Origin of the sequence: Loktanella sp. SALINAS62, assembly GCF_018263905.1 — a bacterium.
In the GTDB taxonomy this organism is placed as follows: Bacteria; Pseudomonadota; Alphaproteobacteria; order Rhodobacterales; family Rhodobacteraceae; genus Loktanella.
This window is the reverse complement of the sequence record NZ_JAAFZU010000012.1, coordinates 59,063-83,122: the sequence shown is the minus strand read 5'-3', so window position 1 is coordinate 83,122 and position 24,060 is coordinate 59,063. Positions and strand designations below refer to the sequence as shown.

Here is a 24,060-nt window from a genome sequence, read left to right as displayed (position 1 = left end):
TTGACCGGCCACCAAAGAGCCGGACCGTGACGCTACTGCTTTTCGGCTCCGACTCAAGGGTTTTTGATGCGATTTTCGCTGGCTGTGGCTACTCTTCCAATGCGCGGCGCAGGTTTTCCAGATCATCCGCGATCTGACTGTCGGTCTGGGCCAGATCTTCGATCTTGCGCACACCATGCATGACCGTCGTGTGATCCCGCTTTCCAAAGCGTCGACCGATATCCGGCAAGGACCGACTGGTCATGGTTTTCGACAGATACATCGCCACCTGACGCGGCCGTGCAAAGGACCGCACACGTTTCGGCCCCAGCATGTCGGACAGGCGAATGTGGTAGTAATCGCTGACCTTGCGCTGAATTTCCTCGACCGTGACCTTGCGGTCGTTGGCCCGCAGAATGTCGGCCAGACAGTCGATTGTCCGGCTCATGTCGATGTCCTGCCCCACAAGGCTGGCGTGGGCAAACAAACGCACCAACGCACCTTCAAGCACACGGACGTTGTTCGTGATCCGCTGGGCCAGAAATTCCAGCACACCAGGCGCCACTTTCAGATCGGGATAGAACACCTGTTGTTGACGGACCTTGGATTGCAGCACGCCCAATCGCAATTCGTAATCGGTGGGGTGCAGGTCGATGACCAGTCCGCACTGCAGGCGCGACCGCATCCGGTCTTCCATGTTCTTGATTTCACCCGGTGCGCGGTCGCCGGACAGGATGACCTGCTTGCGGGCATCGACCAGCGCATTGAAGGTATGAAAGAATTCCTCTTGCGTGGAATCCTTGCCGCCCATGAATTGCACGTCGTCCACCAACAACACGTCGACGCTGCGCAGCATGTGCTTGAATTCCATCATCTTGCGTTCGCGCAGGGCCGTGATGAACCGATACATGAACCGCTCCGCAGACAGGTAAAGCACTGTCAGTTCGGGCTGGCGAATCCGGATTTCGTTGGCAATCGCATGCATCAGGTGGGTTTTGCCCAGCCCCACGCCGGAATACAGAAACAGCGGATTGAACGTGACGGGGCCGCCTTCGGCGACACGCCGGGCGGCGGCATGGGCCAATTCGTTCGGCTTACCAACAACAAAGCTGTCGAACGTCATCTGCGGGTCAATCGGCAGGCCCAACGGGTCCGACTCGTTTGCGAAATCGGCGGTTGCGATCTTGGCGGTGGCAGGCTTGATCTGCACGCTGTCAGCCGGACCTGACTGACGGTCGGCGTTCACGGCGAACCGCAGGCGGCTGACCTCGCATCCATTCCGGTTGAAGCTATAGACGATCTGGTCGCCAAAATGCTGTTCGACATAATTTCCGATAAAGGCGGTCGGCACATCGAATGCGGCCACGCTGCCGTCCAGACCGGAAAAATCCAGTGATGCGATCCAGCTTTGGAATTTCGCCTTGCTCATGTTGTTGCGGAGATCGTCCTGTACCCGTCCCCACACGGTCGCTTCGCCCATAGTCCCTGCCCTGTTTCATCCGGTTTGGCAGGGTCCCCCTGCCACGTCACACACCAGACCGGAGAGCAGCAAGAGCGCCGGGTGCCAAACCCGAATCCCTATACCCCGTCTTCTTCGCAGCGAGGGGCTTGGCCCACTGGCTGCATTGCGGGTGACATGAAGCTGTGCAGACAAAGGCGCGCAGAGCGCCCGAACACAGACACAGATCAAGCGTTCGCGTAAATATTGTTTTACACGTCGAACACTGTTTCTGTCGAAAACGCAGCGCCTATGGAACTACAACGTAGGGTTGCCGCATACCGGCCTAAACCCGTTCCTGCTTTGCTGCGGCTCCTCATGTTCCCCCCGGAACGATGTGAATCGCAGGGCCAAGGTAGCAAGGTGTTTGGGACCATCACAACCGCAACAACGCGCTTGACTCACGACTCTGTGCTAAAGAATCTGTAAGCCTGTTGAAACGTCACAAAAATTTTACATTGGCCGTCCGGACGCAAAAAAGCGCGCCCCCGAAGGGACGCGCTTTACCGTCGTTTGCGGGCCACAGGGGCCGGTCGAATCAGGCCAGTGCTTTGACGCGCGACGACAGGCGCGACATTTTGCGGGCGGCGGTATTCTTGTGGACGACGCCTTTGGTGACGCCGCGCATCAGTTCGGGCTGCGCCTGCTTCAGGGCAGCAGCAGCAGCGGCCTGATCGCCAGAAGCGATTGCTTCTTCGACCTGACGCAGGAACGTGCGAATACGCGAACGGCGCATCTTGTTGACGGCAAAACGGGCTTCGTTCTGTTTTGCGCGCTTCTTGGACTGGGGTGTATTGGCCATGCTGGGCTTCCTTCGGGACAATCAAATACTATTATAGCGCCTGAATGGCCCGCCCGGGTTTTTACCTACCGGGTTGATCTGCCAAAGCGGGCATCACGCGCATGTAGGGCGGCCTATAAGCGGCGCCGCCCCAAATGGAAACCCTTTATTTGTCGCGAAACTGCGCTTCGCGCTTCTCCTGAAAGGCGGCCATGCCTTCTTTCTGGTCCTGGGTTGCGAACAGGCCGTAGAACGTGCGCCGTTCATAATTCAGACCCTCTGCCAGCGTGGTCTCAAAGGACCGGTTGACCGTGTCCTTCACCGCCATCGTCGCCAGCATGGATTTGGCCGCGATCTTGGCTGCAGCACCGCGGGCTTCGTCCATCAGCTTTTTGGCCGGAACGACACGGCTGACCAGACCGGATGCCATCGCTTCTTCGGCGTCCATGAATCGTCCTGTCAGGTTCATGTCCATCGCCTTGGACTTGCCGACTGCCAGCGCCAGACGCTGGGTGCCGCCCATACCGGGTATGACACCCAGATTGATTTCCGGCTGGCCGAATTTTGCCGTATCGGACGCGATAATGAAATCGCACATCATCGCCAGTTCGCAACCGCCGCCCAGCGCGTAACCGGACACGGCTGCGATAATCGGTTTGCGGATCGCCATGATCCTTTCGGCCTGCTTCTGGAAATAAGCCTGTCCGACCATGTCGACATAAGACTTGTCGGCCATTTCGGTGATGTCAGCTCCGGCGGCGAATGCCTTTTCAGATCCCGTCACGATGATGCAACGGGTCTGGTCGGATGTATCCGCCTCTTCCAGCGCATCGCAGAGTTCGTTCAGCAATTGCTGGTTCAGGGCATTCAGCGCATCGGGGCGGTTCAGGGTGACGACGGTGACGTCATCGCTTGTCTCGACTGTGATGGTCTCAAAGGCCATACGGCACTCCGTTTGATCTGGTCAGGCACCTGTGTTGCGTCAAACGAACGCTGCGATCAAGCTATCTTTGACAGGTCGGACAAAAGAAGGACGACCGTCCCGACTGCACGATCCGCTCTATGACGCTGGGGCATCCTGCGTGCTGACAGGGCTGGCCCTCACGGTCGTAAACAGCGAACCCATGCTGAAAATATCCAAGCGCGCCATCCGCTTGGCGGTAGTCGCGCAGACTGGAACCACCGGCTGCAATCGCCTCTTGCAGGACTTGCCGGACAAGCGGCACCAGCCCCGCGACACGTGTTGCCGAAATGCGTCCCGCCTTGCGCGCGGGATGAATTCCGGCCCGATGCAGAACCTCGCAGACATAAATATTGCCCAGTCCGGCAACGATTCGCTGATCCAGCAGCGCCGATTTGATCGGCGTGTTCCGCCCATTCAGCCGTTCCACCAGATAGGGTTCGTTGAATGCGTTGGAAAACGGTTCCGGTCCCAGATCGCGCATCAACCAGTGATCGTCGGCACCCGCCGTTGGCATCAGGTCCATCGCGCCGAACCGGCGCGGATCGTTGAATGTGATGCGCGCGCCCTGTCCCAGATGAAGCACAACATGATCGTGTTTTGCTGGGGCGGGATGCGCATGGTGGAAATCACCGACGGTGTGGCCTGAAATCAGCATGCGGCCCGACATTCCCAGATGGATCAGCAGTGTTTCACCCGTATCCATATCGGCCAGAATATATTTTGACCGCCGCCGCAGCGCCAGCACGATAGCCCCCGTCAGCCGATCCGCCATACGGTCGGGAAACGGCCAGCGCAGGTCCGGACGATTGACATCCGTACTTGCGATTTTCTGACCTTCCATCACAGGGGCAAGGCCGGTGCGGACGGTTTCGACTTCTGGCAATTCGGGCATGCAGTGTTCCTTACTGACGCATGACGTTGTAGGGAAACAACGACGTCCTACATTTGGGACGACACGAGAAGGACGACAACCCCATGACCGACGGACCCAGAACGACGCACTTCGGCTTTGAAACGGTCGACGAAGATCAAAAGGCCGGCCGCGTCCAAGGCGTGTTTTCGTCGGTCGCATCCCGCTATGATATCATGAACGACGTCATGTCGGGCGGTGTGCATCGCCTGTGGAAAGACGCGATGATGGATTGGCTGGCCCCGCGTCCCGGTCAACGGCTGCTGGATGTCGCAGGCGGCACGGGTGATATCGCGTTCCGGTTTCTGCGCCGCGCGGGGGACGGCCATGCCACCGTGCTGGACCTCACGGAACCCATGCTGATCGCCGGACGCCAGCGCGCAGAGGCCGAACAGATGGCCGGTCAGCTAGATTGGGTCGTCGGCGATGCGATGGCCCTGCCGTTCGCGGATTCGACATTTGACGTCTATACGATCAGCTTTGGCATCCGGAACGTCACCCGCCCCCAAGAGGCGTTGAACGAAGCGTTCCGCGTGCTTAAACCCGGTGGCCGCCTGATGGTGCTGGAATTCAGTCAGTTGCCGAACCCGCTGATGCAAAAGGCCTATGATGCCTACAGTTTCAACGTGATCCCACGCATGGGCCAGATGATTGCGAACGACCGCGACAGTTATCAATATTTGGTCGAATCGATCCGCAATTTTCCCGATCAGGACACGTTCCTTGGCATGGTGCGGCAAGCGGGGTTCGACAATGCGAAATACCGCAACATGACGATGGGCGTCGCGGCGCTGCATTCCGGCTGGAAACTGTAAACGGTGCGCGGGCCCCATAACATCATCCGCCTGATCCGGACGGGCGCCACATTGGAACGCACCGGGGCCATGACCGTGGTGATGGATGCCTTTGAAACCGGGCCATTGCTGCGCGCCGTGGTGCGGGGCGTGGTCTGGCCATTCAAATGGCTGGGCTACAAGGGCGACACGACGATGCCGCCCGCCACCCGCGCCCTGACAGCCCTTGGTCCCGCCTACATCAAATTCGGACAGGTTTTGTCCACCCGCCCCGATGTCGTCGGGGACGAATTGGCGCTGCAATTGCGCGTCCTGCAGGACAAGCTTGCGCCATTCCCGCTTCAACAAGCCCGTGACGAAGTCCGCCGCGAACTGGGCGTTGAAGTCGAAGAGGTCTTTTCGTCCTTTTCCGAACCTGTCGCCGCGGCATCGCTGGCACAGGTGCACAAGGCACGGCTGATCGAAACCGGCGAGGACGTGGCGGTCAAGATCCTGCGGCCCGGCATCGAACGGGCGTTTCGCCGCGATATCGACGCGTTCTATTTCGCAGCCCGTGTGATCGAAGTGTTGTCACCCTCGTCCCGGCGCTTGCGTCCGATGGACGTCATCACCCATTTCGAAGGCGTGGTGATGGGAGAGCTGGACCTGCGGCTTGAAAGTTCCGCCGCAGCGGAATTCGCTGCCAATACCGAAAATGATCCCGGTTTTCGGGTGCCCCGGATCAACTGGAATCTATCGGGTCGCCGCGTGATGACGCTGGATTGGGTCGAAGGCGTCGGCGCAGGTGACGTCGAGGCGCTGGATGCAGCCGGTCATGACCGACGTGCCTTGGCCGACCGGGTGCTGACCCTGTTCCTGAACCACGCGCTGCGCGACGGATATTTTCATGGTGACATGCATCAGGGCAACCTGAAGATCGCAGCAGACGGCGCGATTGTCGCATATGATTTCGGGATCATGGGCCGGATCGACAGTTACACCCGCCGGGTTTACGCAGAAATTCTGTTTGGTTTCATTCGGCAGGATTATCAGCGTGTCGCCGAAGTCCACTTTGAAGCGGGCTATGTGCCAGCCGACAAGGACGTTGACGAATTCGCCCGCGCCTTGCGCGCCGTGGGTGAACCGATCTTTGGCATGGACGCCAGCCGAATTTCCATGGCCCGACTGTTGTCTTATTTGTTCGAAGTCACGGAACGTTTCGGCATGGAAACGCGCACCGAACTGATCCTGCTGCAACGCACGATGGTCGTCGTCGAAGGCGTGGCGCGCACGCTGGATCCCAACATGAACATCTGGCAATCGGCGAAACCGGTTGTCACTGACTATGTTCGGACAAGCATCGGCCCCCGCGCCTTGCTGAACGACTTGCGGCGGACGGCCATCGTGCTGGCGCGATTTGGTCCGCAATTGCCACGTCTGGCCGAAGAAGCGCTGATCCGTCTTAATAACCCGCCACCGCCGCCCAAACCCCAGCGCCGGATTGCGCGCATATCTTGGGCCGCACTTGGCGCATCCATCGTCGGCTGTCTTTGGGCGCTGGAATCCTTCTTTTAATCGCGTCGCAGCGCAGGGTCACGCACGGCCGTGACTTCCGCTGCCGGGATTTTTTGACCGGTGGTTAAAACGACCATGTTTTGTCCTTCTTCCAACCGGACCTCGGCGACTTTGCCGTAAACGCTTATGGGGTCTTGGGACAGGACTTCTCCTCCGGCGATGCTGACCGTTTCGAAACTATAGCGCCCGACGGGAAGCGGCGCACCGTCAGTCGTCACGCCCGCCCATGTCAATTCGGCATTATCCGTTGGAATGTGGATGCGCTGCACCTCTGTCCCAGCGACGTCGCGGACCACCAGACGCGCATCGTCGGCACTGCGGTGGATGTTTGGCACCAGCGTCACGGGCGTCCCGTCGAACTGAACGGCACCTTCGGTCCGGGCTTCCATGCCAACCCATCCGGCAAGTTGCGATAACCCCCCGGCTGCCATCTGGCCTGTCATGATCCGCAACAGGTCATTGGTCTGCACCTGCTGTTCAACACCGGAAAAGGTGGCAAGCTGCGTCGCGTAATCAGCGGAATCAATTGGATCGAGCGGGTCCTGATTTTGCATCTGCACAGTGAGCATTTTCAGAAACCTTTCGAAATCTGCACCGATCCCATTTGAGGTTGCCGCCGTCACCGCAGACGCAGGGACGCCGGTGGCCGGTGGCTGTTGAATTTGGGTCATATCCATTGCGTATCCTTTAAAGTCGAAGATCAAGACCGCCATGCAGCGCGGTGCGATCAAGCTGCGGTCCGGGCTCCTGATCCGTTTGCTGAAGTGTCATTTCAGAAGCCCGCATTTCATCATCGGGGACAGAATGACGACTGCCCGCGGTATCATCCCCCGCCGATGCGCCCCCCCCAAAGCTGAGGGTGACCGCGGCGTATCCCAGCGAGCGCAGTTCATGTTCCAGCATATCGGCATGGCGCCGCATCAATTCTGCGGTTTCGGGTCGGTCAATCATCAAAACCACAGCCAACCCCTGATCTTGCGGCGTCAGCGTCATGCGAACGCGGCCAAGTTCGGCAGGGCTAAGTATCAGTTCCATCGTCTGATCGCTCGTCTGCCGCACTGTCACTGCAATTTGCCGGGCAATTGCATCTGCGGTCAGTGACGCACGTTCGGTCCGCTGCGTCAGATCGGTGTCGTATGTGCCAATGGGCAGCGTCTGTGGATCGCCGATCGGCAAAGACGCCCCCGCATCAACGCGTATCGGCGCCGCATTTTCCGCAGAAGGCAGCGCAACGATCCCGTCTGCCAGGGCTGGTGCCGCGATCATCGACATCGCTAATGCGGAATGCGCTGGGACCGCCCCAGACGTTTGGGGATCTATCCTTGACCCTATTTTCGTGACGTCCGGCGGCTGGCCCCAAAATCGTTCACGATTGCCATGTGTTTCATACGGTAAACGGTTATCGGGCACCGGAATACGCGGCGCGACAGAAAGCGGTATGCCTGTCACGGTCTGGGCAGACAGGGGCGCAGGCATGGGCAATGTGGTCATGGGCGCATTATCCTGCGCCCCTTTTACCGGGGCGTGACCATCAAACACCTGCCCCAAATCTTTTTGCGACAATGTCATGTCCTGCAGTCGCGGCGGAATCAGCTGTCCCGTTTCCGTCAGAATCGCAGAAGGCGTAACTGCCGCTGCATTCCCCTTTGGTCGGTCAGTGATCTGCCGAAACACCGTCTCATCAATCGGCACGTCGCTTAGTTCAGTATCCGTCATTGATACCAATGTCGTTGGGACACGACCTGTCTGCGGAATGCTGTGCGGGACCAGAGCATTCACTGGCGCCTTTTCAATTGCAAACATTCCCGCCACAGCCAATTGCTGTTCATCGGCATCGACAACATCCAAACCGGCCACCGATTCAGGGTCGACCAAGCCCTTGTCATCATCGCCCGGAACAGCATCCATCGGCATCGGATGTTCAATCGGCTCCGACATCGATAATTCGGTCAAAATCTGCGCAAAGGGCACATCAATCAGCGTCCGTGCAGGATTTCCACAGCCTGTTTGGCGGCTAGGCAACCCTGTAACCTGCGTCATCTGTGCCGCTGCAATCTGCATCACGTTGTCCTGTCTGGCTTTCCGCTGAAAATGGACGACGAAAGTTAGCAAAAGTTTTACCGCCATGACATTTATTAGACGGGCAACAGACAAGAGGCCGCCCGATGATACAGATTCCAGTTCCCCCCGTCCCATCACGCGGATTGGTGGCCGTGCCGATCCCCTCGCCCGACGCGGACCTGTTGAAAGCGGCCCGCAAACTTGAAGCGACGTTCCTGTCCGAAATGCTGAAATCCATGAACTTCGGCGAAGTTTCCGGCCCCTTTGGGTCCGGTCCCGGGTCCGACCAGTTTTCATCTTTCATGCGTGATGCGCAGGCCGAAAACATGGCGAACGCTGGCGGAGTTGGAATAGCCGAATCATTGTTCAACGCAATGAAAGCCCGCGCCAATGACTGAACAAACCGCCACAGATCTATTATCCATTCTTGAACAGGAACGCGGCGCCCTGCGTGCAGGTCAAATCGATAGGTTACAGGATCTGACGCAACAAAAAATCGCGCTTGTCGATCGATTGGTGACATCCGGCAGTGCGCCTGACCGCTTGTCACTGATCCTTTCTGTCATGGGCCGAAACGAACGTTTACTCAAATCCGCCTGTGACGGTATCGGGGCGGCGAACGCGCGGCTGGCAGAAATGCGATCCGTCAAATCGAATTTGAGCTACTATTCATCGGCTGGCAAGAAATCGAATATTCGCACCCCAGATCCCAGTCTGGAACGTCGGGCCTAATGTGGCAAAGCATCTTGAAATCGCCTTGAAATGACTGCCTCCTGTTAACGCAACCTACAGGTTTTCTCTGCCATCTAGAGACAGTTCAGAATGAACGGCCAATGTGGCTCTCGTCAGAATGACACTACACCGCCTTGAAACGGGGCTCACTCTTACCAGAGGACGGCAAAGCCGTCACTAAAAGGACCATATCATGTCTAGCATTCTGACCAATAACGGCGCGATGGTTGCGCTGCAAACATTGAAATCCATCAACAACAGCCTGGGCAAAACTCAGGAAATGATTTCCACCGGCAAGGCGGTGTCTTCTGCAAAAGATAACGCGACGGTCTGGATCACCTTGGCATTGGAAGAATAGGCGCGTTGGGTCTGGATCAGTTCGGTCAGTTCACCGGCGATATCGACAGTCGATTCTTCGCGTGCGAAATTCACGACATCCCCGGTCGGCCCGTCACCCGCATTCCAGAAGAAGAACGCCCCTGATTCAGGCGTCACACGGTATGCTTGCTGGTCCAGTGCCTGCAGCCCGTTCACATTCGGCACATCAGCCAGCGGAATCTGATACAGAACCCTGTTTATGCCATTATCGAAAGACGCCCGGACATAGCCGTTGGGATCAATGTCGATACCGGTCAGTGCACCGACTTGGGATCCGTTCTTGTTCACCGTGACCTGCGCAAAGCTGTCGGACAGCTGCGTCATGCCCTGCGTGCTGCCGTATGGTCCAATCTCAAAACTGATCGGACCACCGGCCACATCGAACCCCATGCGGCCCGTCGCGGGGTCATAGGCATCACCGCTGATCGTCTGCACGTCCAGCAATGTGCCGCCTGATCCGCGCGTATCATCGAACGTCAGGCGGTATTCACCGACCACCGCATCATCACTGGCACTGTCGCTGATCGTCATCGTCCATTCATTCGATGCGCCGACACCCGGCACGGTTGGCGTAAAGACAACCGACAGCGTTTCCGGTTTGCCAAGGTTGTCGAAATATTCGATCAACACCGGCTGGATGTTCCCGTTTGCCCCGGCTTCTGTTTCCGTGGCGGGCAAATTGGCGAACAAACGCATTTCCGTCGTCGGTTCGCCCGGATACTGGTTGGTATTGATCTGAACCGGTGTCAGTCCGTTTGGCGAATCGCGGGGATAAGCGGGGATCGTCCCGTCGGGGTTGGCTTGCCAGCCCATCAAAACCAGGCCAGAGTTGCTTTTCAGATATCCCTGATCATCAACACGGAAAGATCCGGTGGTCTGAAGCATCATCGGATTATTCCCACCGGGATTATCCAGCGACACTTCGGTCGTGACAGGGAACATGCCGCGTCCACGCACCGCGATATCGGTGGCATTTGCGGTCGCAATCACGGACCCACGCTGGTCGATCAATCGCGTCGTGGTCGCCCGCACACCCCCGGCGGTATATCCCCCAGCCCGGTCGCCAATGACCATGGAATGAAAATCCGCTTCTATTCGTTTATAGCCGTAGGTCTGCGAATTTGCGATATTGTCGGAAATCGTCGCCAGCCGGGTCGCATTTGCTGACAGTCCAAGAACACCGGCATTCAGCGAAGAAGATATCGTCATGGGCGTGCGCCTTTCTATACGGGACGTCGTGTTGCACTTGCCTAGCGCGGTCAGCTTAACGGCGGCCTAACGCGCAATCACAGACCCGACCGCAACAAGATGATCTGGACCCGGTTGTTGCGAATTGCATCGTCGGGGGACACGATCGGCTTGCGATCCGCCGTGCCGGTGGTCCGCACGATCCGTTCGGGCGTCGTGCCTGTCACCTGCAACATCGCGCGCGTCTGACCCGCCCGATCCATCGACAGATCCCACGGGCTTTGTCCCTGTTCCGCCGCGACATGGCCGACAACTGCAATATCGTTACTGACCAACCGGATCACGCGGCTGATCAGTGTAATCAATTCCACGGTAACAGGTTGCGGTCGTGCGGTCAGATCCACGAACAGCGGCGCATCGGGAAGATCGAACAGTTCGATGACCAGCCCTTCGTCGGTCATGCGCGTCACAAGCTGGCGCATCGCGTTTTCCAACTCCATCGACTCGCCGCCCAGCCCCAGCAATGCACTTTCAAGATCGCGTAACGCCTGCATATCTGCTGCTGCGGCGATGCCAGCGGCCTGACCGGCCTCCAGTTCTGCGATACCGCCGGTGCCCATCGCCAGCAATGTATCCAGCGTTTGCAGGGAATCGCCCGACAGCGTGCCCTCACCGCCCCCCGATAACTGGCTGAACGGGATCGTCGGGGAAAAATAATCAGCGATTCCAGCGCGCTGTTGTTCTGTCGTGGCATTCAGCAGCCACATCAGCATGAAAAACGCCATCATCGCCGTGACAAAATCGGCGTAGGCGACTTTCCACGCGCCCCCGTGGTGCCCACCACCCGCGATCACCTTCTTACGTTTGATGATGATTGGCCTGTTGCTGCCTTCGGTCATGTCACATCCTTGCTTGCCACCCACGACCGGGATGGCAAGCAAGGCGTCAACAGAAGATGAACCGCTGAATTGGCCGGGTTTAGGTCAACAGATCGTTGCGCACATAGATTTCGTCGACACCGCAGAATTCCGCCAGATTATAGCCATGTTCGCGCATCAGCGCGGCCATATCCGGGGTGCCGGTGTTGTTCTCTATCGCCCAGGCGCCGACCCGGTACTTTGCGAAATCGAACGCCCGTAGCGCGGACAATTCCCCACCTTCGATATCCAGTGAAACGAAATCGACTTCGGTGATACCCAATTCGTCGAAAAGCGCATTCAGCGTGCGCGTTGGCACGGTCAGGCGGTCTTCGGCATGGCGTGGATCGGACCGCACGCGCTTCAGGATCGCACTGTCATAACTGTCTTCCAGGCCGCTCATCTGTGTGTAACCCTTGGTGACCGCGATAAACGACGCTTCGCCGTTCTGGTCCGAAATCGCATATGGCAGGCAAGCCGCGCTGCGCCACATTTGCGCGGTTTCGCGATGCGCCTGAACGGGTTCGACCATCGTACCGGTCCATCCACGCCACTTTTCAAAATACAGCGAATTTGAACCAGTTATGCCGTTAAAGGCGCCGATATCCAGAAACGTGCCGTCGCGCTTGCCCTTGAACACGGTATCGACCACCTGATCCTGACCCGACTGCGACGCATAGGGAAAGGCCGGGGTCATCATACCCGCGACTTCGTGCATCAACCGGATCACGGGTCCGCGTCTGCGGCTTTTCTCTTTTTTCAGGATGTCGGACAGTTCCTTGCGGACGTCGTTCAATTCCTTGCGGGCTGCGTTGACGCGATCTTGGGGGTTCATAGGGTCTGACTTTCCGGACTGTAATAAGATTTTTCTTCAACGATTGCGGACCCAAGCAGAAGGTTGATCCGCTTTTTGACAGCAGCACGCTGATCGTTCGTGACATAAACGGCACGCGCCAGCGCGATGAACGTCGCACCGAAATCGCTGCGCCCTTCGCAGGCCCGGATGTCGTCCTCGATCACCCACAGATCGGCGTTGATCTCGTACAGCTCGTTCCACAGCGCCATCAGTGCGTCGCTAGGCGGCAATGCCCGATCCGCAATCGCCTGCAAAACGCGACGTTCGTGCCGGACGTTCGCCAGTTTGGCGGCATCGCTGATCTTTTCCTCTTTCAAGCGCAGAATGGTCAGCTTGTCGATCAATTCTCCCGGTGCTGTCGGGACCAAAAGGTCTTTCATCTCAGTTCTCCCTCAGGGTGCGGACAGCGGATGCCACATCCGCCAAGACCCCGTCCCAGTCCAAAGGCGCTGGCTGCCGAAACAGGCGCATCGTCGGATACCATGCTGTCGTCTCTCCAGCGTGGCGATATACCCAGAACGCATCCCAATGCAAAACGGTCCAGACCGGGACACCCAATGATCCGGCCAGATGCGCCGTCGCCGTGTCGGACGTGATGACCAGATCCAGTTCCTGCATCATCCCGGCGGTATCCGCGAAATCGCGTTCGCTGCTGCCAGCGTCGCAGATAAACGCATCGGTTCCGTCGGCATGATAGGCGGCAAGCTCTGGCCCCTTGTACAAGGAAAACAGCTGCACACCCGGCATGTCGGCCAAGGGCAGGAAATCCCGGTGGCCAAAGGATCGGAATGCGTTGCCCTTGTAAGTGACGGACCCGGTCCAGACGACCCCGATCCGCAACGCACCTGCATGCGGTCGCAGAATGTTGCGCGCGCGGGCGATCGAATCGTCCGGCACGGTCAACCGGGTCGGCGCTGGCACCGCGGTGTCTGCGCGGAAATGCAGCAGGGCCAGATCCATCATGTTGATCCAGAAATCGACGTGTGCGTCGCCGCGGATCTCTGTCACGGTCTCGTCCACGCCGTCGATGGCGGCAAACAGGCGGCGCAGCGGCTTTTTCACCTGCAGGATCACCCGCGCGCCGCGCCCTCTCAGCACCGCAGCAAAGCGGGCGAACAGGATCGCATCACCGAACCCCTGTTCGGGCAGGATCAGGATGGTTTTCCCATCCAGCGGTTCGCCCTGCCATTCCGGAAACGGCAGATTGCGCGGCTTCAGCTCTCCGGCCTGCCAACGGACGCGGTAATTGTCGAACCCATCGGCATAACGCCCGGCCCCCAACTGGGCAAACGCCAGTTGCATCCGCAATTCCGTCTCGTCGGGATAGCGTGCAATGGCGTTCTGCAGCCAGTCGATGGCAGCCACATAATCCCCCTTGCCCCGCAGACAGCGCCCGATCATCGCCAGTTGGTTGGCGGCGTCGGGGGTCTGCGCCAGCACATCACGGCGCAGGGCGATCGACTGGTCATATTGCCCGACATCGGACAAGGCATTCGCCATGTTGTTCATCACCGACACATCGCCGGGTGCCAGCGCCAACGCCCGCGCATGGGCACGCAGCGCCATGTCGGTGCGTTTTGCGTTGCGGTGCAACGCGCCAAGGTTGGACCAGATGCGCGCGTCCTGCGGCACCTGCGACAGATAGGACGCATATGACGCCAGTGCCGTTTCCATGTCGCCGTCACGATGGGCGGCGGACGCGGCAGCACGCAACGCACGCAAAATCTGTTGGTCCGACACGACCCGCTACTCCGCCCTGTCGCGCTTGACCGGGCAGACCAGCTTGGCGGGGCGGCGCGCTTCTGCCGCCTCGAACAGCGAAAATGTCTGGTTGACGTAATTCACCGCGCCAGAGATCAGTTCCATATAGTCTTTCAGGTCGTCGGTTTGCTCGACCTCTTGCACGACGACGGACCGATCCTGCGGCGCGGTTTCGAACGTGACGTAAAACAACGGATCGCCCCGGTTCACCACCAGCGGTTTTGTATGGTCCACCCATTCGAACGCCCACATCAACGGGCGCGGCCAGACATTGATCGGAAACCGCCCGCCAAAGATCGTGCCGGGCAGCGGCGTCTTTGCGTAATGCATGAACGGTGCGACCTGGCTCATGTAGACCGGCTCATCCGCGATGAAAACATACGGCAGTTCCAGCTGGATCGTCGGCACGCCGGGATAACGCCACTCATGTTCGGCGGCGATATGCAGCTTTTCGCGCAGCTTGTTGGCACGGATACCCGACTTGTCCCCGTTCAGATTCCGCAATCCCGGCTTGCCGTCCTTGTCGCGCACGAAAGCAAGGTTCAGATCGAACGGACAGCGCACGACGAAAAAGCGGCTTTCCATGTTGATCACAGCCGGGCACCGACTGGCGGATTTGGCATGGCTTTTGTTCATGTCCACGGACCGCACCCGTTCGGGCGGGAAATACACGATCCCGCCTTTCATCTGGTTCAGGAACCAGCCGACCTGAACCGGCCCCTTGCCGGGTTCACCGCCTCTGGTATTTTCAAAACTGACCGATAACTGCATTGCCCACACCTCTTGCCACCCGGTTTTTTGCTTTGTCATTAGTCCGGATTGGATGACCATTGGTCAATATCAGGTAAATTGGGGCGTTACTGTGGTTCCGGCGGGACCAGTTTCAGGTAATCGTATTTCGCCAGAAACAACGCAACGGCCAGCGCCAGATCAAGGCGCATCTTCACAGTCTGGGCGATATCGGCAACCGTCGCGATCCCCACACGCGCCACCGCGTCGGCAAAGGCGACAACCCGCGCATCCGGCAACTGCTTTCGGTTATACAGCGTCCGGCCGTTCAGCCGGTCCAGCGTGTTCAGCTGTTCCAGTGTCAGCGTTTTGGCCCCCGACATAATCCAATCGCCATCCGGATGCGCCGTCGGATACCCGCCGTACAGATCGAACGGATCAATCTGCAGCGGCATCACAGGCCTGCGCGGTTTGGCGGCTGCGCGCCGCGCGGCAAGCTCCTCGCCCAGCGCCAGATATTGCGGGATCACCACCGACCAATCGAACGTGCGGCGCACATGATCCACCCCAGCCTGTCCCATCTGGGCGCACAGGTCGGCATCGCGGCCCAACGCCAGCAATGCCCCGGCATAGGCGGTCACGTCGATCTGCGTCTGCTGCTGGATCAGCGACAGATGATGCAGATAGCTGTCACGCCCGTCCGCGAACCGCGCCGCCAGATCACGGCCCTGCGGATGTCCCGGCCCTGTCATCCGTGTGGGGATCAGAAACCCGGTTTCGCCGTGAATGACCGTATCGCGGAACCCGTTCCAGTCCGGCATCACAACGGGCAAACCGGCAGCCATCGCTTCGACCGGGACAAGCCCGAACGTTTCCTGAATGTTGTCCGCCGGCAGCGTGAACACGTCCGCCCCGGCCCAGATATCGCGCCGCACATCCGGGTCACGCCCGTCGATCTGTTGCACGCTGACAGACGGACAGAATGCCGCCGCTGCATCGCGGTGCAGGTCCGCTTCGGTGTCGCGGCTGGCCCAGCCGACCTGCCACAGATACACCGGACGCCCCAATGCGCCCGCCAGTTGTTCCAGCGCCAGATACAGCGGCACCGGGTTCGCCTTTTCCACGCTGGTCAGCCGCCCCATCGTCATCACGACAAACCCGTCGCCGGCATCGTAGCGTGCGCGCATCGCTTGCCGCGCCCCGTCACGACGCGCAAAATCGTCTGCCTGAATCCCCAATGGGATGACCGGCAGTTGCGGCATCGGCACGCGGGTGCCGCCGAAACGGTCCAGCAAAAACGCCCGTTCTTCGGTCATCTGACGTTGCACAACACCATGCACGGCCCGACTGGTGCAGATAATTGCGTCCCAGTTCTGCACGGGTTCGGACAGCAGCCGATGCATGCCTTCCATGACCCGGCGGGTCGACACCGTATGCGTGATCCCCACCAGACTGCAGGATGCCATCCCCAGCCCCTGCCGCTGCCACGCCGCCTGCATGTAGCCCGGACCGGGGAAAAAGATGGTGCCCGGTCCGCTGAAATCCGCACCGGAATTCAGTGCAATGGATGACACCGGGCGGGTTTCACCCAGATCACGCGCGACGGTTTCAAACACCTTTCCCGCGTGTGGCGTTTCCACAAGCGCATGCACCGTATCCCCCGGCACATGTTGCAGAAACCCCCGCAAAAAAGACTGCCCCGCGCTGCGCCGTCCGACCAATTCCTTGCCTTTGCTCTCGATGGCGTCGGCATGAAAAAAGATCGCGGGTCCGGTCATTCCAGCACGATGTCCCGGCATCCTTCGGCATTGGATTGCACGGCAGCATCCAGCGCCTTTTGCAAACGCGCACCGCGGGCGAAATCGGGCAACACGGGCTGCTGTGCGCGGATCGCCTCGATGAACCGGGTATAGTTGGTTTGCACGGGCGGCACCTCCAGATACTCCCATGCGGCTGTGCCCAGATTGTCACCGACACAGGCACGCAGGACAGATTGCTTGTCTTCCCACCGCACATCCAGCCCGCCCAGCGTGCCATAAATCCGCAACCGCAGGTCATTCATATGCCCACTGGCGAACCGCGACGCATGGATCACACCGACCGCGCCATTGGTCAGTTCTAGCTGCATCGTGGCGCTGTCATTGGCGTCCAGCACATATTCACCGACCTGCCCGCCCGGCGCCTTGTCAAAGGTCCGCAACCGCGCGGAAACCTTGGCCGCATTTGCCCCGGCTACAAAGGTGGCGAAATCCAGAATATGCACGCCGACGTCGCCCAGCACACCCAGCGATCCGTGCCGCGACGACAGCCGCCACAGCCATTGTTCTTCTTCATCCCATTTGCCCCAGGCAGGCTGGGTCAGCCAGCTTTGCAGATAGGACGCCTCGAAATGGCGGACCTCACCGATCGCACCGCTGGCGACGATGCGCTGGGCTTCCATGATGGCGGGAATGTTGCGATAGGTCAGATTGACCATGTTCACCACGCCCGCCGCGTCAGCCGCATCGGCCATCTGCACAGCTTCGGCGTGGCTTACCGACAGGGGTTTTTCGCACAACACATGCTTGCCTGCCGTCAGCAGCGGCAGGGTCGTGGGAAAGTGAACGGCGTCGGGCGTCACGTTAGACACCGCGTCGAATTCACCCCATTTGATGGCTTCCACCACGGAATCGAATGCGTGGGTAATGCCATATTCCGCATTGAAAGCGTGCAGATGTTCGGGGTTGCGATCAACACCACCGACGATCTGGACACTGTTCATCGCCTTGTAGGCATCGGCATGGGCGTGCGCCATGCCACCCGTGCCCACGATCAGGACGCGCAAAGGAGTCGTCACCGGAAACCCCCCTCGCCATCGGCGTGCAGGCTGGGGCCGCGCGCCTCGATCTTTTCCAGCGCCTTTTCTACCGGGACATTGGGCGCATCTTTTGGGCCCACAACGCGGGCCGCCGGATTATGCGCCCAGCGCACGGCGTTTTTCAGCACGGTCTGCACGTTGGCGTCGAAATAGGTGGGATAGGTTTCGTGACCCGGACGGAAATAGAACACATTGCCCGCCCCCCGCTTGTAGGTCAGGCCGGAACGGAACACCTCGCCGCCCTGAAACCAGCTGATGAAAACTGTTTCCAGTGGTTCCGGCACGCCAAAGGGTTCGCCGTACATTTCCTCGTTTTCCAACTCGAAATGGTCCGGCAGGCCGGCGGCGATGGGATGATTGCGCGACGTGACCCACAGTCGCTCGCGTTCGCCCGCTTCGCGCCACGTCAGGTTGCAGGCGCTCCCCATCAACCGCTTGAACGGCTTTGCGAAATGCGTCGAATGCAGCGCGATAAAACCCATACCGGACCAAACGGCCTCGACCACACGTTCGACCACGGCATCGTCCACATCGCCATGCGCGGCATGGCCCCACCAGATCAACACATCGGTGTTATCCAGCTTTTCCTGCGTCAAACCGTGTTGAGGTTCCTGCAGGGTCGCCGTGGTCGCAGTGATTCCATCTGCGCCATTCAGCGTGTTGGCGATCGCACCGTGAATCCCGTCGGGATACAGATCACCCACGGTTTTGTTATGTGTTTCATGGACATTTTCATTCCAGACCGTAACCCGAATACTCATGATCTACCCTTCCAAATCGTTTCGGAGAAACTGCAACGCCGCCAGGAAAAGTGCAAACATAAGTTAACAGAACCTTAAAGTGTCCGCTTTAGTTTACACTTGCCCCCTCGCCACCTGTCTAGTTAGACTGACAGCATGAGCACCTTGTCCGACCATCCCGTCCCGATCCGCCGCTGGCCCGCCCCGCGCGCGCTGTTGCGGCTGGTCAAACCGTGGACGTGGTTTCCGCCCATGTGGGCCTATCTGTGCGGCGTGGTGTCGGTCGGCACGCTGTCCGCAGACTGGACGCTGGTGGCGCTGGGCGTTGTGCTTGCCGGTCCCGTGACCTGCGGGATGAGTCAGGCCGCCAACGACTGGTGCGACCGGCATGTCGACGCCATCAACGAACCCGACCGCCCGATCCCGTCGGGTAATGTGCCAGGCCGTTGGGGATTGTGGATCGCGCTGGCGATGACCGTTTTGTCACTGGCGATCGGCTGGCAACTGGGGCCGTGGGGGTTTGGCGCGACGGTGCTGGCCTGCGCCGCGGCATGGGCCTATTCCGCAGAACCGCTGCGGGCCAAACGCTCCCCCTTGTGGGGACCGCTGCTGTGCGGTCTCGCCTACGAATCACTGCCGTGGATCACCGGTGCCGCGATCCTGTCGGCGGGCGCGCCGCAGCCGTTGGTGTTGGTCGTCGCCACGCTTTACGGCATCGGTGCCTACGGCATCATGGTGCTGAACGATTTCAAATCCGTGACAGGCGACCGCGCGCTGGGCCTGCGGTCGCTGCCCGTGGTGCTGGGTCCGGCGCGGGCCGCACGCGTCGCCTGCTGGGCCATGACCCTGCCGCAGATCGCCGTGATCGTGCTGCTGGACCTGAACGGCAAGCTGTTGCACGGCACGGCCATCGCCGCCCTGCTGGCGATCCAGCTTTTGGCGATGCGGGTCCTGCTGCGCGATCCGCTGGGGCGCGCGCAATGGTATCAGGGCATGGGCGTGCTGTTTTTCATTGCCGGGATGATGGTCGCCGCCACCGCCCTGCGCAGTATCGGAGTCTGACATGCTGACGTGGTTCCAGATCGTCCGCCTTGGCCTTGTGCAGATGTGCCTTGGGTCCATCGTGGTCCTGACGACATCCACCCTGAACCGCCTGATGGTGGTCGAATTGTCACTGGCCGCCGTCCTCCCCGGTGCGCTGGTGGCATTGCACTACGGCATCCAGCTTAGCCGTCCGAAATGGGGGTTCGCGTCCGATGCAGGTGGACAGCGGACGCGCTGGATCATTGGCGGCATGGCGATGCTGGCGCTGGGTGCGCTGCTGGCGACCGCCGCAATCTTGCTGTTTCCCATCAGCTTCACACTGGGTCTGGCCGTGTCCTTGCTGGCCTATGCGATGATCGGTCTGGGGGTCGGCGCATCCGGCACGTCGCTGCTGGCGCTGCTCGCCACCACCACTGCCGCCCCCCGTCGCGCCGCCGCGGCCACGATCACATGGCTGATGATGATCTTCGGCATTGCCGTAACCGCAGGCACCGTGGGCGCATTCCTTGATCCCTATACCCCGGCGCTGTTGTTGCGGGTCGTGTCGGTCGTCGTCACCGCCGCCGTTGCGCTGACCTGTGTGGCCGTCTGGGGGCTGGAACGCCGCCTGATCAAGGTGACGGAACCCGACGCCACGCCCTTTCGCCAAGGCCTGGCAGAGGTCTGGGCCGAACGCCGCGCCCGCAACTTTACCCTGTTCGTATTCCTGTCGATGACGGCCTATTTCATGCAGGAACTGATCCTTGAACCCTATGCCGGTCTGGTGTTCGGCTTTACCCCCGGCCAGTCCACATCGTTGTCGGGCGCGCAGAACGGCGGCACCTTTGTCGGGATGCTGGCGGTCGGCATCCTTGCCACCGGGTTCCGGATCGGCGGCTTGCGTGGATGGGTCATCGCGGGCTGTATCGGGTCCGCTGCCGCGCTGGCCGCACTCGCCTTTATCGGGCCAATGGGGCCGGGCGCACCATTGGTGCCGGTCGTCGTCGCACTGGGTTTCTTCAACGGCATGTTCGCCGTCGCCGCCATCGGGTCCATGATGGCATTGGCGGGCGAGGGGCGCGACCGCCGCACAGGCACCCGCATGGGCCTGTGGGGTGCGGCACAGGCCGTCGCCGCAGGCTTTGGCGGGTTAACCGGTGCTGCCCTTGTCGATCTGGGCCGCACCACGCTGGGCGACACCCAAGCCTTTGGCAGCGTCTTTGTTTTTGAGGCCGCCCTGTTTCTGACCGCCGCCCTGATGGCGATGAAAATCATGGACCGTCGCACGGCGTCCACACCCACACTCGTTCCAGGAGAATGATCATGAAATACGATGTCGTCGTCGTGGGCGCCGGGCCCGCCGGGGCCACCGCCGCAGAGGATCTGGTCCGCTCTGGCCACCGCGTGGCCATGCTGGACCGCTTGGGCCGGATCAAACCCTGCGGCGGCGCGATCCCGCCCCGCTTGATTGCAGATTTCTTCATTCCCGACGACCAACTGGTCGCCAAGATCACCACGGCCCGCATGGTGTCACCAACCCAGCGCCACGTCGATATTCCAATCGAAAACGGTTTTGTCGGCATGGTGGACCGCGAACATTTCGACCCGTTCCTGCGGGATCGCGCCGTCGCTGCCGGGGCTGATATGATCGCAGGCACCTTTGTGCGGATCGACCGCGATGCGGACGGCACCCATGTCGTCTATCGCTGCAAGACGACGGGCGATGAAAGCCGCATCCAGACGCAACTGATCATCGGTGCCGATGGTGCCCGGTCCAAGGTCGGGGCCCAATGCGTGCCCGGCGGCGACAAGATCCCCTATGTCATCGCCTACCACGAAATCATCGAAGCCCCCGCCGCAACCGCCACCTACGATCCCAAACGCTGCGACGTGATCTATGACGGCAAGATCTCTCCTGATTTCTACGGCTGGATTTTCCCGCACGGCGGACAGGCCAGCATCGGCATGGGGTCGCTGGTCAAATCCGTTGACGTGAAACAGGCCACCGCCGACCTGCGCGCCGCCCATGGCCTGACCGATTGCCGCACGATCCGCCGCGAAGGCGCGCCAATCCCGCTGAAACCGCTGGACCGCTGGGACAATGGACGCGACGTGGTGCTGGCCGGTGACGCCGCCGGTGTGGTTGCGCCGTCATCGGGCGAAGGCATCTATTACGCCATGGTCGGGGGCCGTGTTGCTGCAACCGCCGTTGCCGCACACCTGAAATCCGGTCGGGTCAAGGATCTGCAACTGGCCCGCAAACTGTTCATGCGTGAACATAAACAGGTCTTCCGTGTGCTGGGTGCGATGCAAAACGCCTATTACCGCAGCGACGAACGCCGCGAACGTTTTGTGTCCCTTTGCCACGATGTCGATGTTCAAAAACTGACGTTCGAGGCCTATATGAACAAGGCACTGGTAAAGGCACGGCCCATGGCGCACCTGAAAATCGGCTTCAAGAACCTTGCCCACCTGTCGGGTCTGGTGGCTGTCACACGCACATGACAGTCATGATCCCCGCATGGATCGACGGTGAATTGCAACCGGTCGAAAAACTGGACGCCCATGTGCGCGGTCTGCGCCACAAGGCGATCAGCGTTTTTGTCATGCGCGGCGATCAGGTTCTGATCCAGCAGCGCGCAATGGGTAAATATCACACGCCCGGCCTGTGGGCGAACACCTGTTGCACACACCCCGACTGGAACGAACCTGCACAGACCTGCGCCACCCGCCGCCTGTCAGAAGAGCTGGGCATCACCGGTCTGACCCTGACCCACCGCGACCGTCTGGAATACCGCGCCGATGTCGGCGGCGGCCTGATCGAACACGAAGTGGTCGAGGTATTCACCGCCGACGCCCCTGCCGATCTGACCCTGCGGCTGAATCCACAAGAGGTGATGGCAACCCGCTGGGTGACATTGCATGATTTGCATGCCGACATCGCCAGAACACCCGACCTTTACACACCTTGGTTGAAAATTTACCTGGCTGATTACGCAGATGCGATTTTCGGCCATGCTGACGCAGCGTCGTAACTGATCCCAGCAGGAACGGTCGGGTCTTGGTGTCCGGCGACCTTGCAAATCGATCCAAATAACGTCAGCTTCGTTGTCATTAGACGAGGCACAAACAAATGTTATCGCGTGACCCAGTCGGGTACACTTTGGCTGGAACTTGAAATCACTGAAACTTTCGGCAAATCTTTCAAGTACGTCGTTTCACCATTCATCGCGACTTTCATTTGAATTTCGCGGTGTCATTCCCCGTACAGGACCAGATGCCTTTTACCGATATTGATCGCGATGCATTGTTCAAGCACCTTCCAGCGCCTTGCATTGCGCTGGACCACTCCTTGTGCATCATCGGTGCCAGTGACCTTTATCTTTCAACCGTCTCGCGCAAGATGGGCGATATACGCGGCCAATATATTTTTGACGCTTTCCCTGAAACCGATGACCGCCGCAAACTGATCGGTGACGCGCTGCGCCGCGCGCTGGCGGGTGAAAAAAACACGCTTGTCGAAGTGCCCTATGCCATTCCTGTGGTCGATGAGACCGGCAAGGATACAGGCGAGATGCGCGAAATCTGGTGGACCTGCGTGCATCACCCCGTCTACGACGCCGACGGTCAGGTCGAATACATGATCCAGAACGCGCTCGATGTGACCCAGCAGGTCATGGCGATCCGGCTCAAGGATGCCGTGACGCAGGAATTGCAGCACCGCGTCGGCAATATCTTTTCGCTGGTTTCCGCGACAGCCAAACGAACCGTCGCCAATGCCGAAGACCTGCCCGACTTTCTGCAAAAATTCGAAGGCCGGCTGATGGCGTTGGCCCGCACCCATAGATACCTGACCGGCGAAAACTGGGACGGAATCTCGCTTGATCAGATTGTCCGGCGCGAGCTGGCACAATACGAAGATATCGAAGCAGACCGGATCAAGCTGTCCGGTGACCGCATCATCATCAACGCGACCGAAGCACAAATCCTGACACTGGCGATCCACGAACTGACAACCAATTCGATCAAGCACGGCGCATTGAAATCAAATCTGGGCCAGCTGGACATCGCGTGGCACGTGACTGGGCGGATGGGATATGACTTCCGGTGGTCCGAAATCGATATCAACATCGATCCCCAGCCCGCACGCGCGGGTTTTGGATCGTTTATCCTTGAAAATGTCGTGCCATCGCAACTGCAGGCAACCGCGCACCGCATTTTTCAGACCGACCGCTTTGACTATACCCTGACCGTGCCGGACCGGATGCAACATCCCTGAACCTGCGTGACAAACGAAAATGGCGCGGCAAGGCACCGCGCCATTCCCTCATGTTTTTA

At 59.7% G+C, this 24,060-nt stretch carries 24 protein-coding genes and 1 pseudogene; 10 read left to right on the top strand and 15 right to left on the bottom strand.

The features are described from left to right. Positions 1-88: 88 nt before the first annotated feature. The 4 genes from dnaA to mutM all read right to left on the bottom strand — a co-directional run bounded on the left by dnaA (position 89) and on the right by mutM (position 4,114). Positions 89-1,459, bottom strand: a complete 1,371-nt coding sequence (dnaA, locus tag GZH79_RS05925) for a chromosomal replication initiator protein DnaA (protein ID WP_211642858.1) — start codon at positions 1,457-1,459, stop codon at positions 89-91. 556 nt (positions 1,460-2,015) lie between these two features. Continuing rightward, positions 2,016-2,279: a 30S ribosomal protein S20 gene (gene rpsT, locus GZH79_RS05920; RefSeq protein WP_211642857.1), complete on the bottom strand. Its 264-nt coding sequence runs from the start codon at positions 2,277-2,279 to the stop codon at positions 2,016-2,018. Between the two features lie 145 nt (positions 2,280-2,424). Continuing rightward, entirely contained in the window at positions 2,425-3,201 is a 777-nt protein-coding gene (locus GZH79_RS05915; RefSeq protein ID WP_211642856.1) for an enoyl-CoA hydratase, read from the bottom strand. 61 nt (positions 3,202-3,262) lie between these two features. Beyond that, positions 3,263-4,114, bottom strand: a complete 852-nt coding sequence (gene mutM, locus GZH79_RS05910) for a bifunctional DNA-formamidopyrimidine glycosylase/DNA-(apurinic or apyrimidinic site) lyase (protein WP_211642855.1) — start codon at positions 4,112-4,114, stop codon at positions 3,263-3,265. Between the two features lie 83 nt (positions 4,115-4,197). On the opposite strand from mutM, the gene ubiE reads away from it, so the two are divergent. After that, positions 4,198-4,947, top strand: coding sequence for a bifunctional demethylmenaquinone methyltransferase/2-methoxy-6-polyprenyl-1,4-benzoquinol methylase UbiE (gene ubiE, locus GZH79_RS05905; RefSeq protein WP_211642854.1), 750 nt, complete (start codon positions 4,198-4,200; stop codon positions 4,945-4,947). Between the two features lie 3 nt (positions 4,948-4,950). After that, the gene (gene ubiB / locus GZH79_RS05900; protein ID WP_211642853.1) at positions 4,951-6,480 is read left to right on the top strand and encodes a 2-polyprenylphenol 6-hydroxylase; all 1,530 of its coding nucleotides are present in this window, start codon (positions 4,951-4,953) and stop codon (positions 6,478-6,480) included. Here the strand turns inward: ubiB and GZH79_RS05895 are convergent. Both GZH79_RS05895 and GZH79_RS05890 read right to left on the bottom strand, forming a co-directional pair. After that, on the bottom strand, positions 6,477-7,157 hold the full coding sequence (locus GZH79_RS05895; RefSeq protein ID WP_211642852.1) for a flagellar hook capping FlgD N-terminal domain-containing protein: 681 nt from the start codon (positions 7,155-7,157) through the stop codon (positions 6,477-6,479). The genes ubiB and GZH79_RS05895 overlap by 4 nt on opposite strands. A gap of 10 nt (positions 7,158-7,167) precedes the next feature. Continuing rightward, positions 7,168-8,541, bottom strand: a complete 1,374-nt coding sequence (locus tag GZH79_RS05890; protein WP_211642851.1) for a flagellar hook-length control protein FliK — start codon at positions 8,539-8,541, stop codon at positions 7,168-7,170. Positions 8,542-8,645: 104 nt separating this feature from the next. Between GZH79_RS05890 and GZH79_RS05885 the strand changes: the two genes are divergently transcribed. From GZH79_RS05885 to GZH79_RS19310, 3 genes and pseudogenes are all read left to right on the top strand, one after another. Further along, entirely contained in the window at positions 8,646-8,939 is a 294-nt protein-coding gene (locus tag GZH79_RS05885; RefSeq protein WP_211642850.1) for a rod-binding protein, read from the top strand. Further along, entirely contained in the window at positions 8,932-9,273 is a 342-nt protein-coding gene (locus tag GZH79_RS05880; RefSeq protein WP_211642849.1) for a flagellar biosynthesis protein FlgN, read from the top strand. The genes GZH79_RS05885 and GZH79_RS05880 overlap by 8 nt, the downstream gene beginning before the upstream one ends. Before the next feature lie 193 nt (positions 9,274-9,466). Continuing rightward, a pseudogene (locus GZH79_RS19310) lies at positions 9,467-9,547 on the top strand (flagellin); the annotation flags it as partial. Here GZH79_RS19310 and GZH79_RS05870 read toward each other — a convergent pair. The 9 genes from GZH79_RS05870 to GZH79_RS05830 form a co-directional block, all read right to left on the bottom strand. After that, a complete protein-coding gene (locus tag GZH79_RS05870) occupies positions 9,547-10,860 on the bottom strand; it encodes a flagellar hook-basal body complex protein (RefSeq protein ID WP_211642848.1) in 1,314 nt (437 codons plus the stop codon). The pseudogene GZH79_RS19310 and the gene GZH79_RS05870 overlap by 1 nt on opposite strands. A gap of 77 nt (positions 10,861-10,937) precedes the next feature. Continuing rightward, positions 10,938-11,738: a flagellar motor protein MotB gene (locus GZH79_RS05865; protein ID WP_211642847.1), complete on the bottom strand. Its 801-nt coding sequence runs from the start codon at positions 11,736-11,738 to the stop codon at positions 10,938-10,940. A gap of 79 nt (positions 11,739-11,817) precedes the next feature. Next, the gene (locus GZH79_RS05860; protein WP_211642846.1) at positions 11,818-12,591 is read right to left on the bottom strand and encodes an FkbM family methyltransferase; all 774 of its coding nucleotides are present in this window, start codon (positions 12,589-12,591) and stop codon (positions 11,818-11,820) included. After that, complete coding sequence (locus GZH79_RS05855; protein WP_211642845.1) at positions 12,588-12,992, bottom strand: DUF6165 family protein; 405 nt, start codon at positions 12,990-12,992, stop codon at positions 12,588-12,590. Before GZH79_RS05855 ends, GZH79_RS05860 begins: the two co-directional genes overlap by 4 nt. A gap of 1 nt (position 12,993) precedes the next feature. After that, on the bottom strand, positions 12,994-14,352 hold the full coding sequence (locus tag GZH79_RS05850) for a tetratricopeptide repeat protein (RefSeq protein ID WP_349291167.1): 1,359 nt from the start codon (positions 14,350-14,352) through the stop codon (positions 12,994-12,996). 6 nt (positions 14,353-14,358) lie between these two features. Beyond that, entirely contained in the window at positions 14,359-15,144 is a 786-nt protein-coding gene (locus GZH79_RS05845; RefSeq protein ID WP_211642844.1) for a hypothetical protein, read from the bottom strand. 86 nt (positions 15,145-15,230) lie between these two features. Continuing rightward, on the bottom strand, positions 15,231-16,880 hold the full coding sequence (locus tag GZH79_RS05840; protein WP_211642843.1) for a glycosyltransferase family 4 protein: 1,650 nt from the start codon (positions 16,878-16,880) through the stop codon (positions 15,231-15,233). After that, the gene (locus tag GZH79_RS05835; protein ID WP_211642842.1) at positions 16,877-17,938 is read right to left on the bottom strand and encodes a Gfo/Idh/MocA family oxidoreductase; all 1,062 of its coding nucleotides are present in this window, start codon (positions 17,936-17,938) and stop codon (positions 16,877-16,879) included. The genes GZH79_RS05840 and GZH79_RS05835 overlap by 4 nt, the downstream gene beginning before the upstream one ends. Continuing rightward, on the bottom strand, positions 17,935-18,720 hold the full coding sequence (locus GZH79_RS05830) for a ThuA domain-containing protein (RefSeq protein WP_211642841.1): 786 nt from the start codon (positions 18,718-18,720) through the stop codon (positions 17,935-17,937). The genes GZH79_RS05835 and GZH79_RS05830 overlap by 4 nt, the downstream gene beginning before the upstream one ends. Positions 18,721-18,855: 135 nt before the next feature. On the opposite strand from GZH79_RS05830, the gene chlG reads away from it, so the two are divergent. The 5 genes from chlG to GZH79_RS05805 all read left to right on the top strand — a co-directional run bounded on the left by chlG (position 18,856) and on the right by GZH79_RS05805 (position 24,001). Further along, positions 18,856-19,761: a chlorophyll synthase ChlG gene (gene chlG / locus GZH79_RS05825; protein ID WP_211642840.1), complete on the top strand. Its 906-nt coding sequence runs from the start codon at positions 18,856-18,858 to the stop codon at positions 19,759-19,761. A gap of 1 nt (position 19,762) precedes the next feature. Continuing rightward, positions 19,763-21,043, top strand: a complete 1,281-nt coding sequence (locus GZH79_RS05820; RefSeq protein ID WP_211642839.1) for a BCD family MFS transporter — start codon at positions 19,763-19,765, stop codon at positions 21,041-21,043. 2 nt (positions 21,044-21,045) lie between these two features. Continuing rightward, positions 21,046-22,227, top strand: a complete 1,182-nt coding sequence (locus tag GZH79_RS05815) for a geranylgeranyl diphosphate reductase (RefSeq protein ID WP_211642838.1) — start codon at positions 21,046-21,048, stop codon at positions 22,225-22,227. Beyond that, positions 22,224-22,757 carry an isopentenyl-diphosphate delta-isomerase gene (gene idi, locus GZH79_RS05810; RefSeq protein ID WP_211642837.1) on the top strand — a complete coding sequence of 178 codons (534 nt, stop codon included), beginning with the start codon at positions 22,224-22,226 and terminating at the stop codon, positions 22,755-22,757. Before GZH79_RS05815 ends, idi begins: the two co-directional genes overlap by 4 nt. Positions 22,758-22,999: 242 nt before the next feature. Next, complete coding sequence (locus GZH79_RS05805) at positions 23,000-24,001, top strand: HWE histidine kinase domain-containing protein (protein ID WP_211642836.1); 1,002 nt, start codon at positions 23,000-23,002, stop codon at positions 23,999-24,001. The last annotated feature ends 59 nt before the right edge of the window (positions 24,002-24,060 follow it).